This window comes from Trinickia sp. (assembly GCF_051954495.1).
GTDB lineage: Bacteria > Pseudomonadota > Gammaproteobacteria > Burkholderiales > Burkholderiaceae > Trinickia.
The window spans coordinates 1-15,042 of the sequence record NZ_JBQCHR010000086.1 but is presented as its reverse complement, the minus strand read 5'-3'; the positions used below and the strand labels follow the sequence as shown (position 1 = coordinate 15,042).

Sequence of the window (15,042 nt, the reverse complement as noted above, 5' to 3'; positions counted from 1 at the left end):
ATGGACATCATCGAATTGGCCCGGCAGGCAGGCCTGGAAGTGCTGCTCGACGCTCGTATCGGCAGCCAAAGCTACCATAGCGTGTGCGGATCTCTGCCGGCGCTGCAGCGCTTCGCCGAAGCGATCGAAGCCTCCATGCGCGATCGGATGCCCGCGCCGCCCGAGGCGCTCAGGCGCCACGGCGCGGCCGCGCGTCACGCGAGCGCCGACACCGCGCGCCGGCGTACGCTGCGCCCTAACGGTTGCCGGCTCCGGCCGGCACGCCCCCGCTCGAGCGCCGCTTCACCGCGTGCCCGAGCCGCATGAGCACGAGCCAAACCGGAACGAGCCACACCGCTACCGACAGCCCCGGCGTGAACGCCAAGATGCCGAGCACCATCGCCATGAACGCAAGGCAAATCCAGTTGGCCAACGGAAACGCGATCGACTTGAAGACGAGACGCTGCCCCGCCTCGACCATCGCCTTGCGCGCCTTCAAATGCGTGAGGCTGATGAGCGCCCAATTGATGACGAGCGCAGCCACGACGAGCGCCATCAAAATATCGAGCGCGCGCGAAGGAATCAGATAGTCGACGATCACGCACGCGAACGTCGCGGCCGCCGACAGACCGATGGCGACATACGGCACGCCGCGCCGATCGACCTTCAGCAACGCGCGCGGCGCGTTGCCCTGCTCGGCCAAACCGTACAGCATGCGGCTATTCGCGTAGACCGAGCTGTTGTAGACGGACAGCGCGGCCGTGAGCACGACGAGATTCAGGACGTTGGCCGTGAACCCGGCCCCGATCTGCGAGAAGATCAAAACGAACGGACTTCCCCCTTGCGCGACCTCGTTCCACGGGTGCAGCGCGAGCAACACCACAAGCGAGCCGATATAGAAAATCAGAATGCGATACAGCACTTGATTGACGGCTTTCGGAATCGTGCGGCCTGGATCGTCGGCCTCGGCCGCCGTGATGCCGATCAGCTCGAGCCCGCCGAACGAGAACATGATGACGGCCAGCGTCATGAAGAGCCCGTTGAACCCATGCGGGAAAAAGCCGCCGAAGCGCCACAAATTCGAGAACGACGCCTGCGGCCCGCCACGGCCGCTCTCGAGGAGGTAGGCGCCGAATACGATCATGCCGATGACGGCCACGACCTTGATGATCGCAAACCAAAACTCGGTTTCGCCGTAGGCTTTGACGTTCGCCAGATTGACGGCGTTGATGGCCACGAAGCAGATGAGCGCGGAAACCCAGGTGGGAACGGAGGGCCACCAGAAATGCACGTAGGTGCCGACGGCCGTGAGTTCGGCCATGCTGACGAGCACGTACAGCACCCAGTAATTCCAGCCGGAAAGAAACCCCGGGAAATCGCCCCAATACTTGTATGCGAAATGGCTAAATGAACCGGCCACGGGCTCTTGCGCAACCATTTCGCCGAGTTGGCGCATGATCAAAAATGCGATGACGCCGCCGATCGCATAACCGAGAATCATTGAAGGCCCGGCCGCTTTCAATACGCTGGCCGAACCTAGAAAAAGACCGGTGCCGATCGCGCCGCCGAGCGCGATCAATTGAATATGGCGGTTTTTCAGGCCACGTTTTAAACCTTCGTGCTCTGGGGGACGCGTCAAAACAAATCTCCTCTTCTGCTGGGCCCGGGTAGGGATTGGTATAAATGAGGCGCCCGACCGACTCATGATCGATCGGGCAAAGCCCGACATTATAGCGGTCCCGCATAGCTGGCGCCCCGCCCCCCCGCCGCCTACGCTTCGTCCCCGTTTCGCAGCAGCAAAAGCGGAACGGTCGTATCGTGCAACAGCGATTCGGCCACGCTGCCCGCGAACAGCCGCCGAATTCCGCTGCGGCCGTGCGAATACATGACGACGAGGTCGGCATCGAATTCGTCGATGGTGCGCTTGAGCACCGCCGCCACGCTCTCCCCATACGCATCGACGGCGCGCACGGCGCCTTGCACCCCGAACGGCGCGATGCGCTCTCGCGCCTCCGCGAGCACGGACGTGGCCGTCTCGCTCGACGTATCGCGCACCGGCACCTGCTCGGCGAAGCCGGCCGATACGTCGACCACCTGCGTGGGATGGACCAGCACGTAGACCGCCTGGAGTTGCGCATTGGAAAGCCGCGCAAGCTTGAGCGCCTCGTCGAGCGCGCGCAGCGCGCCCTCGCTGCCGTCGACGGGGACTAAGATTCGTTGGTACATGGGATCCTCCATGACTTAAGCCGCGCGCGACATGCGCGCGGCAACCTCGAAACCGTTCACAGTCCAACTGCCGTATCGTGACCGCACCTTGCTCGTTCAACTGTCGAGACTACGAGTTGGGCGCCTCCTCCGCCGCGGCCGCACCTAATATGCGTTCGGAGAGTTTCGGGTCGTAGCTCGAGTGAACGTGCACCCGTTTCTGATCGGGGAACGCGTAGGTATACGCCTTGCGCAACGCGAGCGACGCTTCATGAAACCCCGACAAAATGAGCTTTTGCTTGTTCGGGTAGGTGGCAATGTCGCCCACGGCAAAGATGCCGGGCGTCGAACTCTCGTAGTACGACGTGTCCACCGCAATACGGCCGGCGCGCACGTCGAGCCCCCATTGGGCAATCGGCCCGAGATCCGCCACCAGGCCATACAACGCGATCAAATGATCCGCCTCGAGCGTGACGCCCCCGCCGATCGTCTTGACGTCGATCGACCGCAACGCGCCGTCGCGTTCGCTCAGCGCCGCGATGGTGCCGATCACGAGGTCGAGCTGACCGGCGGCCACGGCGCGTTTGACCTCTTGCACGGTGGCCTCGGCGGCGCGAAACGCGTCGCGCCGATGCACGAGCGTCACATGCTTCGCGTGGCCCCGTAGCGCCAACGCCCAGTCGAGCGCAGAGTCGCCGCCGCCCGCGATCACGACGCGTTGATCGGAGAACATCGCCCGCTTGCGCACCGCGTAGTGCACGTGCCGCCCTTCCAACGCCTGCGCCTCGGGCAGACTGACACGCTGCGGCACGAACGCTCCGTTGCCGGCGGACAGCAGCACGGCCGCCGCGTCGAAAACGAGCCCGCGATCGGTGGCGACAAGCCAGCGCCCCGTGTCCTCTTGCCGCTCCACGCGCATCACGCGGTGACCGAGATGAATCGGCGGCGCGAACGGCTTGCATTGCTCCATCAAGCGTTCGATCAATTGCCGCGCCGTGCAGATCGGCACCGCGGGAATATCGAAAATCGGCTTCTCGGGATACAGCTCGGTGCATTGTCCGCCGACTTGCTCCAGTGCGTCGACGATATGGCAAGACAAGCCCACGACGCCCGCCTCGAAGGCCGCGAACAGCCCGACGGGGCCCGCGCCGATGATGACGACGTCCGTGCGAAACGTCTGTTCGCCGGTCGATGCCGCTTCTTCGCTCACTGTCACTCCCTCGCTGATGTCGTTCCGTTAAACGATGCGGATGCGTCGCACGTGCACGGGCTGAACGCGGCGATGCACGCCTGACAAAAACAAGTATAGGGAGAACCCGAAGAAGTGACGGCAGTGGCCCGGCAGCGAGTAGGGAGAAGTCGGAACGCCATCGCGAATCCGGCGGGGAAAACTTGAACGCAAAAAACCCCACGTCTTGACAACGTGGGGTTCATCCGCACGCGACGGGCGCCGCCGCCGGGGGGCCCGGCGGGCGGTTTGACCGATACTGCCGGCTTAGAAGCGGGCGTAGCAGCGGTGACGCAGGCCAACCGTGGCAGCCGTTTGGTTATCCGACGACGACAGACCACCGAACGTACCGTTGTAGATCGCCGCGCCCGAAGCCGTGCTTGCGTGCTGATACACGACTTGAGCGTAGACGTCCGTGCGCTTGGACAGCGAGTAGTCGGCTTGCGCACCGATCTGGTGGAAGCGTGCCGACAGGTTGCTGGCCGCGCCCGCACCTTGCTGGTCCGTGAACGTGTAAGCCACACCCAAGCCGAGCGCCGGCGTCAGGTTGTACTTCGCGTTGACTTCGTAGTTGTCTTGACGCAGCGATTGCCGTGCCGCCACGAAGTTGTCGAGACGCGTTTGCGTCCACAGCGCGCCGACTTGCGCCGGGCCGAATGCGTACGAAGCGCCGACGCCGTAAGTACGAGCACGCAGGTTGCCGTTCGCGACAGCAGCCACATTGTCCGTCGCGCCGACGGTGTTGTTCAGCGGGTTGTTCAGTTGAGCGTACGAAGCCGCCACGCGCAGGCCCTGGAACTGATAAGCCGCACCGAGGCTGTACTCGCGGTTATCCGCGAACGCGCCTGCTTGGTTCGAGAAGCCGTACGTGCCGCCGAACGTGAAGCCCGCATAGTTCGCGCTCGTGAACTTGATCGAGTTGTTGACCGCGTTGCCGCCGTTCGTGTTCAGGTTGTCCAGGTTGCCGACGTGGGCGAACGACGTACCGCCCCAGCTACCCGTTGCGCTCAACGGCGCGAGGAAGTCTTGCTCGGCGTCGTACTGACGACCCAGCGTAACCGTGCCGTAGTTGCTCGACAGACCGACGAACGACTGACGATTGAACTCGCTGCCGTTGTTGCCGTAGCGGCCGTTATTCAGGTTGAAGCCGCTTTCCAACGTGAAGATCGCCTTCAGGCCGTTGCCCAGATCTTCAGAGCCCTTCAAACCGAAGCGGCTTTGGCTGACGCCGCCCGACGTTTGCTGCCAGTCGGACTTGCCGCCGACGTTGCTGGTGTAGGTAAGACCCGCATCGATCACGCCATAGAGCGTGACGCTGCTTTGAGCGTGTGCGGCGACTGCGAAAGAGGCGGAAACCGCTGCGACGACCAGGGTTTTTTTCATATTAGAGAGAAGTCCCTTCTGTAAAACTGGCTTGCTGCCAGACTTCGGAATGGACGGATTGACCAGCCGACGCCACGCCCAACCCGGTTTGCGTCGTCAAAACGGTTGACCCGTCCGATGAGCGCCGAGTCTACGTGTTGACCCTAAGTAGGGTATACGCGGTGGCCGCAACATCTTTTTGCTCAAAAAGAAACAATCAATCTGGGATAAACCCGTAGAACATTGTTTTTGAACGGATTTGTTTCGTGGTATGAGCAATCGTCGGCATGTCCGGCGAGCAGCCGAAAAGGACTTTGGAGTTGCAAAACAACAACGTTTTTCATCAAGGCGTCATAGGTGCGCCGATACGCGCATTACGCGAATTCAAATCTGCACCATCTCGAATTCCTCCTTGCCGACGCCGCACTCCGGGCGCTTCCAGTACCGAGGCACATCCTCCCAGCGCGTCCCCGGCGGGATTCCCATCCTCTGGCTGCCCGTTTTCCTCGGAATAAACCCATCCGCAGATGATGCACATCCAGGTTCGCGATTCGACGGCCGGTGTACTCATTTCGCATCGCTACTCGAGGTTGGTCGCGACTCAATGCATAGCGTCAACGCGCGTATTTTTGCCAAACGTGAGTGGTATTGCAGCGCCCAGTTTTGGGAGGCAAGGAGATTTGCGTTCGAGGTGGGAATAGACAGTCAAAAAGACGGCCCGCCGGCGAAACGCCGAACGGGCCTAGGAGGGTTGGCCTCGAGATAGCCAAGGCCGAATATACCTAATCGAAATTCGCTTCGGGCACTTCGTAATGAACGGTAAAACATTTCCGAGGCCCGCCCTATGCGGAACCGGTTGCGGATTCACCGCCTGAAGACGCTGTGCTCCGGACGCACCGCCTGCTTTTCCACGGCCTGTAGGCGCCAAACGCCGTCGGTTTGCGCTCGTTTGCCCGACGACGCCCACTGGGCTCCGCCCTGCGCCGCCGTCGGCGAATCGCGCTCGACGTGCAGCCCGCGCAATATGCAAAGCGGCTGCTCGGTCGTCGGGGCGCAAAGCTGCGTCACCCCGCCTTCGTCGCGCAACTCGCCCCACGGCGGAAGGTCGATCCCGTCATGCGATTCTCTGGACCAAACGCGCTCCTCCGTATCGAGCCAAAGCACCGCGTAGTCATGATTGACGGTTGGATCGGAACCGTTAATCAAAATGGTCAAACGCATTGCCTGTTCCCCCAAGGTACCCGCCGAGACATCAAGTCTATGCCGCGACGAGTCGATTGCAAGGGAGCAAATGTCGCAGCGGCCGTCACGCCGGCGGGCCAAACGGAAACGCGGCAAGCTGGGAAGCCCTGCGGAGGCGCCGAGACGTCCGGGTCGCTACTGCACGCCGTAACCGCGCGAGCGCATGCATTCGCCGTAAGCATGCCAATAAGTCGCCATCGGCGGTTCGGGCGGCGGCAGCGGCGGCAAACTCGTCGAAGCCGCGCCGGACGCCGCGGGGACACCGGACGCAGAGGCCACGCTGCCGGTCTGGCCGGCGGCGCCGGAGGCGGCGGTCGGAGCCGGCGGCGACGCAGGGCCGGCCGCGCCCGGCGCGGAAGCTGAAGCTGAAGCTGAAGCGACGCTAGCTGCGGATGAGGAGGAAGGGGTGGCCTGGGCTGCAGCCGGGACAGACGCGCCATTCGCGGATGGCGCGTTGCCGCCCGCCTTTGCCGCTTGCGCGCCAGCCCGGGGCGGCAGCGGCGGCTCGCTCGCGCCTCGGCCTGCGTCCGGGGCAAATCGGGCCGCTTTCTGCCGCGGCGGCCTTTGCGACAAACGCGTCATGTCGACGCCCGTCTGTTGCTTTGCCTGCCAGTAGCAATAGGCGCTATCGACGCCCTGAGCCGCGGCGCTCTGGCTGCGCAGCGGATACACAGCGGGTTGCTGGCCAAAGGCAGCCGACGATACGACGAGCAACGTAGCGCTCGTACCAAGGATGATCTTCATGAGTTCTCGTTCCTTCGGTGTCCTAAGCGATCGCCCGGACATCGGTGGAGCGCGGCACACGATCGGGCGCCGTGCCTGCATGCAAGCCAAGGCGCCGGCGAGCGCCGCGCCGACCTCTTCAGCATAAAGGCGCCAACGATCGTCAAAAAGAGAGAGTATCGGCACGATCCGCCATATCCCCGGCAACAAGGGACGGCCAGCGCCACCGCTTTTTAAAATTTATGCGCATAAACTTTTATAAGATTTATAGCGCGAATGCAAACGGTCACCTAGGTACGGAAGTCCCTCGCAACTCGACACCGAGGTGAGCCAGTTCGACATCCCGTTCTTCACCTTTTCTTACCCCACTCATCACTCCGCGACGCCGGCGCGAGGCGTCACGAAGCGGAACGTGAGATTGATCCGCTCCCCTTGTAGGCGCGGCGCTTTGGCGACTCGGTGCCGCCATTCGCGCTGGGTGTGCCCCCGCATGACGAGCAAGCTGCCGCTCGTGAGTTCGAACGCGCGTACCCGTCCGGTTTCGTTGTGCCGAAGATCGAAACGGCGCGCGACACCCAAACTGACGGAGGCAATTACCGGCTGTGCGCCGAGCTCCGGTTCGCGATCCGCGTGCCAGCCCATGCTGTCCTCCCCGCTGCGATAGCGATTCAGCAACACGCTGTTGAAGCGCGTTCGGCAGGTCGCCTCGGCGAGCCCCTTCAAGGCTTGGACAGTAGGCGTCCACGCAAGCGGCTCGTTTCGAATCCCCGAATAGACATAGACCGCCCCCGCGTCGCCTTGCCACGCCGTGAGACGAGGCAGCGGCTTGACGCCGCCGGGCGTGCGAATGACGTCTTGCTTCCATTGGACCTCGTCGACGAGCGCCGCGAACGCCACCGACGCCTCCTCGGGCGAGAGCCAGTGCGGATGCCAGTCGACGTCCACGTCGGGTACATCGCCAAACAGATCGTCGATCATCGAACTCCACCTTCATGCCGCACCGTCATCGGCGCTCCCCTCCCCGCTCATGCAATCGTTTGACACTTTCAACGCGCCTGCTCGAACGTTGTATCGCCGGCATCGGCCGTCCGCCTTCCGAAGCTTGCCGCTTCATCCGACGGCGGGCGCTCGAATTCGGGCATTGAGCAAAAAGCGACCGTCGTGGCTATCATGGAGCCCTTCTTCATTCGGGCTCCGCCTACGACACCGGCGATCATGACACTTTCCGACGACGCACTCGATCAGCTCTTCCACGAAGCTCGCACACACAGCGCCTGGCTGCCAAAACCTGTCGACGATGCACTGCTCGAGCAAATCGTCGCATTGACCGTGCTCGGCCCGACCTCGGCGAATTCGAGCCCTGGGCGCTTCGTTTTCGTCAAAACGGCCGACGCAAAGGAAAGGCTGCGGCCTGCGCTATCGGCCGGCAACGTCGACAAAACGATGGCGGCCCCGGTCACCGTGATCGTCGGCATGGACATGGCGTTCTACGATCATCTGCCGAAGCTGTTCCCGCATACGGACGCGCGCAGCTGGTTCGTCGGCCACGACGACGCGATCCGCGCCACGGCATTTCGCAATTCGTCGCTGCAAGGCGCCTACCTGATCATGGCCGCGCGGGCGCTGGGCCTCGACGCGGGGCCCATGTCGGGTTTCGATGCGGGGAAAGTGGACGAGGCGTTTTTCGCCGGAACGACGATTCGTTCGAACTTCCTGATCAACCTCGGCTACGGCGACCGTACGAAGCTACACCCGCGTCATCCGCGCTTGTCGTTCGAAGAAACGGCACGGATCGCTTGAGCATCCACGCTTGACCGATCCGCCCCGCTGAATCGGCTCGGCGCGTCCGTGCTGCGGGGCCCAGGACAAGCCCTCGCTGCACGCCTAGCCGATCAATCCAGCAACGCGATGTAAAAAACGATCGCGCCGATCAACGCGCCGACGAAGCAAAAGCCTTCGCAGTTCTCACTCGCGTCGCGGCGCAGCCAAGCGCCAACGACACCGAACAAGCCGGCAATGCCGAGCGCGACGAAGACCATTGCCACGTCGAACAGTGCATTGCGGCTGATTTCGAGCAGATCGGCGCGCCGCACGCCGTAGTAGACGCCCAGCGCCATGAGCGATATCACGACCAGCGGGAGCATGACGTGCCAGCCCTCGTACCCGAGGTGGTGCGGGCGGCGCCCAATCTGGGGCCATTTTTCGACTTTCATCGTTCGCCTCCTCTCGTTTCCGAAGGCATGATCGATTCGGCAATCCGATCGACGAATGCTCATAGCTTAGGCCGATTTCACCGGCGTGGAAACCGCGACCTTTCCCGCAGTGCAAGGTCCGACGCTCAGCGCCCCCGCGGCACGTGGAGCGGCTCCCCGATACAATATTCGCGGCGCTCGTCCGTCTTGGATGGCGTACCCGCTTTCTACGGATCCTTTTTCGTCTATGCGCCGTTCCTCGTTCTTCACACGCGCCATCGTTATCGGCGTGATGCTGCACGTTTACGTGGGCCTGCGACTCATTCCGGAGTTGCCGGTCGGCATGTCCGTCAAGGCGATCGCCGCGCTTGCGCTCGTCGCGTCGTGCTTCCTCATTCCGTTGAGCATGCTCGTGCGCCGGTTCGACCATCGGCCCAGCATCGATCGCATTGCCTGGATCGGCCTGCTGGATATGGGCTTCTTCTCGTCGCTGCTCGTCTTCACGCTGTTGCGCGACGTGGCGCTCGCATCCGCGCTCACGATCGATGCGCTATGGCGCGGGGCGCTTTCGCTCGATCGCTGGCGGATCGACACGGCCGTCGGCGTGGTGGCGCTGGCCGCGCTCTCGACGTTGATCGGGTTCGTCAACGCACGCCGCCGCGCGCGGGTGGTGTCGGTCGATGTGCCGATCGTGGAGTTACCCCCTGAACTCGACGGCCTGACCATCGTTCAGATCAGCGACGTGCACGTGGGGCCGACGATCAAAGCCCGCTACGTCGATGCGATCGTCGACGCCGTCAACCGTCTCGAGCCCGATCTCATTGCCGTCACCGGCGATATCGTGGACGGCAGCGTCGCGCAGCTGGCCGATCATACGAAGCCGCTGGAGAGACTGACCGCGCGCTACGGCGCGTATCTCGTCACCGGAAACCACGAGTACTACTCCGGCGCGGCGCAATGGATCGCGGAATTCGAACGGCTCGGCTTGCGCGTCCTGCTAAACGAACACGTCGTGCTCGAGCACAATGGCACGCGGTTCATCGTCGCCGGGGTGACCGACTACTCGGCGGGCCAGTTCGACAAAGCGCATCGCAGCGACCCCGCAGCCGCGCTCGCCGACGCGCCGGACGATGTACGAATCAAGCTGCTCCTCGCGCACCAGCCGCGCACGGCGCTTGCGGCGGTCGAGGCCGGCTACACGCTCCAACTATCCGGGCACACGCACGGCGGCCAATTCTTTCCGTGGAATTTCTTCGTCCGTTTGCAGCAGCCCTTCACCGCCGGGCTAGCGCGACTCGACGCGCTATGGGTCTACACCAGCCGCGGTACCGGGTACTGGGGGCCGCCGAAACGCCTTGGCGCGCCGTCGGAAATAACCCATCTTCGGCTCGTCAACGCGGGCGCAAGTCAATTCTGACCTCCAAGGATGCGCGTCTCGCCCGGTCCGGTCGATGCGGACCCGGGCGCGATAGCGACTCACGCGGCTAAGGCCGCGGTACGGATCGAATGTTGCCGATCTCGCTGTCCGCGCCTGCGTTGTCGCCGTACGTCGGCGGCACGCCGCCCGCATCGTAGTCGCGCACTTGCCCATGGCGCACCGCATGCGGCGTGGCCGGAAAATCGTCGACGGCTTCGCCGAACCGGCCGCGCACGAAAGCACGCAGCAACGCAATGCGCGGATGCGGGCCCTCGGCCTCGCACCAGGCACCCTGGCCAAATCGCGCGCGGCAACGCGTGCTTCGTTCGTCGCGCGTCCATTGCAGCTCGCTTGCGCGCTCCAGCACTTCCAGCGCATCGCCCCATTCCTCGGCCGGCGAAAACGGCTGCGCGAGCTTGCGCAACGCGCCGTGCGTCAGCGTCACGACGATGCTCGGCTCGACTTGGATGAAGATCACCTCCTCCTCGTCCGCCGCCAATGCGCGTGCGCACCAGTAATCGAGCGTGCGCCCCTCGAGTTCGCTCGTCCTCATGGCTCAACCTCCCTTGCTTTCGGCGCCGGCATACGTATGCGCGCAACCAACGGATAGTGGTCGGACGCGCGCCGAGCCAGATCGCTGCGATGAACGGTCACGTTAAGCAGCCACTCGCCCGGGTGCACCCATATCCGATCGAGCGCGAAAATCGGGCAAAACGTCGGGAACGTTCGAGGCGCCGGCGCGCGCCTGAAATGCGACACGAGCGTGCGCAACGCGCGCCCGCGCACGAACCACTCGTTGATGTCCCCAACCAGAATGACCGGGAGCGCGCTATTGTCGAACGCGGCCAGCAACGTGCGCACCTGCGTGCTGCGCTCGCTGGCGGACAGGCCTAGATGGGTCGCCACGACGCGTATCAGTTGCCCGGCGCAATCGACATCCGCATCGAGCGCGCCGCGCGGCTCGCGCCGATGAAACGACAAATCGAGCGTGCGCGCCATGCGAATGGGAAACCGCGATAGCACCGCGTTGCCGTAGCGGCGTTTCGGCGTATCGAGCGTCGGCCCCTCGACCGCGTATAGCCCTGTCGCCTCGCGCAACTGCGACAGCACGTCTGGCGTTTCCGATCCGCCGAGCGGCACTTCTTGCATCGCGATGATGTCGGCGTCGATCTCGCCGATGACCCGCGCGATGCGCGCGGCCATCTGCTTTTTCGCTTGCGAGGTCCAAGCAGGCAGGCCGCCGTGTATGTTGTAGGTCGCGATCTTCAGCTCGCGAACGCTCTCGCGCATCGACGTCTCCAAACCGGGGCGCTCGTCGGCTTCCGATACGACCTGCGCGCCTGTGTCCAGATGCTCGTTGAAATTTGCATTCACTTGCGTCGCCCCAGCCAGCGCTGCAAGAACACGGATATACCGACGAGCGCCAACCCGATGGCAAACATCGTCGCCACCGAACCCGCGTCCGGATGTCGAATCGCCTCCAGCAGTTGATGCGCGAAAGTCACCGTCAACAGAATACCCGGCACCATCCCAAGAATGGATCCGATCAAATAGTCGCGCAGGCGGATATGCGAGGCGCCGGCCACGAGGTTGACGATCGTAAACGGAGCGATGGGCAGCAGGCGCAGTACGACGACGGTCACGATCCCGCGTTCGCCGATCCGCTCGCTGAGCCGGTTTGCGCGCGCCCCGGCGAAACGGCGAACGACGTCGCGGCCCAGCAAGAAGCCGAGGCCGTACGTTGCAATCGCCGAGAGCAACGTGCCGCCCAATGCATAGCCGATGCCGGGCCACGCACCGAAAACCAGCCCCGTTGCGGCAATCAGCAATGTGATCGGCACGGACACGACGGCGGCAAGCACATAGCCCGTCAGCACGGCCACGGGGGCGAACGGCAGTGCATCGACTCGGCGAATGAGCCGCGCCAGCTCGCTCAGATTCATGTGCGCGCCGAGCGACGTGAATCGCCACACGAGCGCCATTGCAGCCAGGATCAGCACGAACGCCCCCAGGATCAGAAACCGCGCGGTCATCGACTTGTGCCGCTCCTGGGGAACGAACTCGCGCACGAGCGCATCCGGCTCGATCGGCTGCTCCGGGTCCAACCAGGCATTGAGCGGCACGAGCGCGTCCAAGTCGGCGGTGATGACCGGCGTGAACGGCGTCAATGTGCGGCCTTCGCCGCGCCTCAGGGTATCGATGACGGCATTGATTCGGCGCCCGGGCTCGAACGCGCGCGCCACGTCGCTTTCCGCGACGTCGAGATGCTCCGCCAAGAGCCGATTGCGCCAGCCGGCGATCGCCTCGCGTACTCGGGCGTCGCCGTTTGCGTCGATCGTGACGTTGCATTCCGTGTCGAGCACCATCGACCGATTGTTCAGGTTGGCGCTGCCCACGGTAAGTATGCTGTCGTCGACGATCGTCACTTTGCTGTGTACGTTGACGCAGCCATTGGCGAGGCCGTCGACGTGCGGGCAGTACATGCGGTACCGTCCATGCCTATCGGCATCGGCGAGCGCGCGATGCAAGCGTGCGCGCAGGACACCCATCGTCGCCTCCTGCAACCAGCCGCTTTGCATGCGCGGCACGACTGCGGCCACATCGGGCCCACGCTCTTGGGACAGGCGCGGACACAGCGCCTCGCGCACGATGGCCGCCGTGAAATACTGGTTTTCGAAATAGATATCGCGACGGGCGGCGGCGATCAGGTCGGCAGTCAGCGCGCGGATCTGCTGGACCGCGTCGCGCGAACGATAAGGCGGCTCGGTCAGGGAGATACCCACCATGACGTCGCGCAGCTCCACTTGCGCGGAAGGTGGCCACGGATCGGCGTCGCGATCCACGGCGTGGTGTGCGCGCACGGCCACCCGCTTACCGCAGGAACGCTCCCAGCGCTCGCGCGCGAGCGCGCCCACCGCGCTCGCGGCCTCGCCGTCGAACATGGCCTGCACATCGTGGAACGGCCCATACCGCAACCCATTTGCATCGCGGCGACGATCGTCGTCCGGCAGATGTTGCGGCGTATCCCACCGCGATCGAGTCAAGTCCAAGCCGCCGACGAACGCTAACCGGTCGTCGATGACGACGAGTTTCTGGTGATGCGAAGCGCCGCGCGGGTGCGTGCCGTCTTGCCGAAAGACAATGCCGCGGTGCGACCGCCAGCCCGTTTGATAGACGGGCATCCACTCGCGCTCGAACGCATAGATCATCGCGAAGTCCCACGCGAGGATGTAGATGCGAAGACGCCGGCGCATGGCGGAAAGGCTTTGCAGAAAATCGCCCAACGCCTCGGGAAGGCCATCGTGCGCACCCTCGGGCACTAATCGCATGCGACTGTCGATGTCCCACCCGACGATGAAAATCGTGCGTTCCGCGCGTTGCAGCGCTTCACGCAGCACGGAAAAATAGGCGCTCCCGTCGATTAGGAGTGCGAATCGATCGGCCCGACAGATCGAATCGCAATTGCGCCCGACCTCGAGCACGCCATGTCGAATTGGCTCGGCATGCAACGCACGGGCAGGAGAACCCGCGCAAACCTCGGCTTGCGAATCGGTAGCGCTCGTCATGTCGATGCGCGTGCAAGTCAAATGATCGGCACCCCGCCCGTGACGGCGACCGTCGCGCCCGAAACGTAGCTGGCCTCGTCACTCGCCAGCATTACATAGACAGGCGCCAGTTCGGCAGGCTGACCTGGCCGTTTCATCGGCGTTTGCTTGCCGAATTCCTTCACGTTATCCGGCGGCAGCGTTGCCGGGATCAGCGGCGTCCAAATCGGGCCGGGGGCGACGCAGTTCGATCGTATGCCTCGCTGCGCCAACAATTGCGCGAGACCGCCCGTGAAGTTCTGAATCGCGCCCTTCGTTGTCGCATAAGGCAGCAGCGTCGGCCGCGGCTTATCGGCGTTGACCGATGTCGTATTGATGATGGCCGCGCCCGATTTCATGTGAGGCAGCGCCGCCTTCACGAGGCGGAACATCGCGCCGATGTTGATATCGAAGGTGCGGTCCCATTCGTCGTCCGAGATCTCTTCGACTGTCTCGTAATTCATCTGATGGGCCGCGTTGTTCACGAGCACATCGATGCGCCCGAACGCTTCGACAGCACGGTCGACGATCGCGCGTGCCTGGGGCCGTTGTGCGAGATCGCCGGGGACGAGGACGGCTTTGCGGCCCGCTTGTTCCACCCACCGCGCCGTTTCTCGGGCATCGTCGTGTTCGTCCAGGTACGCGATCACGATATCCGCGCCTTCACGCGCGAAGGCGATGGCGACGGCACGGCCGATGCCGCTGTCCGCGCCCGTGATGATGGCCGCCTTGCCGGACAAGCGCCCGTGGCCCTGATAACTTTGTTCTCCGTGATCCGGCTGTGGGGACATGGGCGCCGTCCGCCCGGGAACGCGGTCCTGCTGCTGCTCCGGCAATGGTGGTGTCGGTTTGCTGGTCATGATCGACTCCTGCGTCTGGGCACGCTGCGAAAGCAGCGAAAACGACGGAGGTCGAGCAATGGTCATGCCCCGACGTTAAGGTCGGAACTATTCAGGGAGTTTTCGCCGGCGCAAAAACACAAACCCCCGAGAGCGCTATGGCTGTCGGGGGTTCGCAGAGGGAGGAGCCTGACGATTACCTACTTTCACACGGGCAATCCGCACTATCATCGGCGTGGAGTCGTTTCACGGTCCTGTTCGGGATGGGAAG

14 protein-coding genes and 1 pseudogene are annotated in these 15,042 nt (G+C 63.7%); 2 read left to right on the top strand and 13 right to left on the bottom strand.

Annotation, left to right across the window (positions count from 1 at the left end; all coding sequences use genetic code 11):
- Window positions 1–235 precede the first annotated feature (235 nt).
- The 8 genes and pseudogenes from ACTHNR_RS11955 to ACTHNR_RS11920 form a co-directional block, all read right to left on the bottom strand.
- Window positions 236–1,618, bottom strand: coding sequence for an amino acid permease (locus ACTHNR_RS11955; protein ID WP_440547829.1), 1,383 nt, complete (start codon window positions 1,616–1,618; stop codon window positions 236–238).
- Window positions 1,619–1,749: 131 nt separating this feature from the next.
- Window positions 1,750–2,205, bottom strand: coding sequence for a universal stress protein (locus ACTHNR_RS11950; protein ID WP_440547828.1), 456 nt, complete (start codon window positions 2,203–2,205; stop codon window positions 1,750–1,752).
- A 109-nt stretch (window positions 2,206–2,314) separates the two neighbouring features.
- Window positions 2,315–3,394 carry an NAD(P)/FAD-dependent oxidoreductase gene (locus ACTHNR_RS11945; protein ID WP_440547827.1) on the bottom strand — a complete coding sequence of 360 codons (1,080 nt, stop codon included), beginning with the start codon at window positions 3,392–3,394 and terminating at the stop codon, window positions 2,315–2,317.
- Between the two features lie 285 nt (window positions 3,395–3,679).
- Window positions 3,680–4,795 carry a porin gene (locus ACTHNR_RS11940; protein WP_440547826.1) on the bottom strand — a complete coding sequence of 372 codons (1,116 nt, stop codon included), beginning with the start codon at window positions 4,793–4,795 and terminating at the stop codon, window positions 3,680–3,682.
- A 363-nt stretch (window positions 4,796–5,158) separates the two neighbouring features.
- A pseudogene (locus ACTHNR_RS11935) lies at window positions 5,159–5,345 on the bottom strand (rubredoxin).
- Window positions 5,346–5,638: 293 nt separating this feature from the next.
- The gene (locus ACTHNR_RS11930) at window positions 5,639–5,995 is read right to left on the bottom strand and encodes a DUF3564 domain-containing protein (protein ID WP_440547825.1); all 357 of its coding nucleotides are present in this window, start codon (window positions 5,993–5,995) and stop codon (window positions 5,639–5,641) included.
- Window positions 5,996–6,151: 156 nt separating this feature from the next.
- A complete protein-coding gene (locus tag ACTHNR_RS11925; RefSeq protein ID WP_440547824.1) occupies window positions 6,152–6,760 on the bottom strand; it encodes a hypothetical protein in 609 nt (202 codons plus the stop codon).
- Window positions 6,761–7,111: 351 nt separating this feature from the next.
- Window positions 7,112–7,714, bottom strand: coding sequence for an alpha-ketoglutarate-dependent dioxygenase AlkB family protein (locus tag ACTHNR_RS11920; RefSeq protein WP_440547871.1), 603 nt, complete (start codon window positions 7,712–7,714; stop codon window positions 7,112–7,114).
- 240 nt (window positions 7,715–7,954) lie between these two features.
- On the opposite strand from ACTHNR_RS11920, the gene ACTHNR_RS11915 reads away from it, so the two are divergent.
- The gene (locus tag ACTHNR_RS11915; protein ID WP_440547822.1) at window positions 7,955–8,539 is read left to right on the top strand and encodes a malonic semialdehyde reductase; all 585 of its coding nucleotides are present in this window, start codon (window positions 7,955–7,957) and stop codon (window positions 8,537–8,539) included.
- Window positions 8,540–8,631: 92 nt separating this feature from the next.
- Here ACTHNR_RS11915 and ACTHNR_RS11910 read toward each other — a convergent pair whose 3' ends face one another.
- Window positions 8,632–8,952 (bottom strand): hypothetical protein, encoded by a 321-nt coding sequence (locus ACTHNR_RS11910; protein WP_440547821.1) that lies wholly within the window; start codon window positions 8,950–8,952, stop codon window positions 8,632–8,634.
- A gap of 226 nt (window positions 8,953–9,178) precedes the next feature.
- Here ACTHNR_RS11910 and ACTHNR_RS11905 point away from each other — a divergent pair, with 226 nt between their 5' ends.
- Entirely contained in the window at window positions 9,179–10,348 is a 1,170-nt protein-coding gene (locus ACTHNR_RS11905; RefSeq protein WP_440547820.1) for a metallophosphoesterase, read from the top strand.
- A 67-nt stretch (window positions 10,349–10,415) separates the two neighbouring features.
- Here ACTHNR_RS11905 and ACTHNR_RS11900 read toward each other — a convergent pair whose 3' ends face one another.
- The 4 genes from ACTHNR_RS11900 to ACTHNR_RS11885 all read right to left on the bottom strand — a co-directional run bounded on the left by ACTHNR_RS11900 (window position 10,416) and on the right by ACTHNR_RS11885 (window position 14,792).
- Window positions 10,416–10,901 carry a phage protein NinX family protein gene (locus tag ACTHNR_RS11900; protein ID WP_440547819.1) on the bottom strand — a complete coding sequence of 162 codons (486 nt, stop codon included), beginning with the start codon at window positions 10,899–10,901 and terminating at the stop codon, window positions 10,416–10,418.
- A complete protein-coding gene (locus ACTHNR_RS11895) occupies window positions 10,898–11,638 on the bottom strand; it encodes an endonuclease/exonuclease/phosphatase family protein (protein WP_440547870.1) in 741 nt (246 codons plus the stop codon). The genes ACTHNR_RS11900 and ACTHNR_RS11895 overlap by 4 nt, the downstream gene beginning before the upstream one ends.
- 80 nt (window positions 11,639–11,718) lie before the next feature.
- Window positions 11,719–13,914 carry a VTT domain-containing protein gene (locus tag ACTHNR_RS11890; protein ID WP_440547818.1) on the bottom strand — a complete coding sequence of 732 codons (2,196 nt, stop codon included), beginning with the start codon at window positions 13,912–13,914 and terminating at the stop codon, window positions 11,719–11,721.
- A gap of 17 nt (window positions 13,915–13,931) precedes the next feature.
- On the bottom strand, window positions 13,932–14,792 hold the full coding sequence (locus ACTHNR_RS11885) for a glucose 1-dehydrogenase (RefSeq protein WP_440547817.1): 861 nt from the start codon (window positions 14,790–14,792) through the stop codon (window positions 13,932–13,934).
- Window positions 14,793–15,042: the final 250 nt, after the last annotated feature.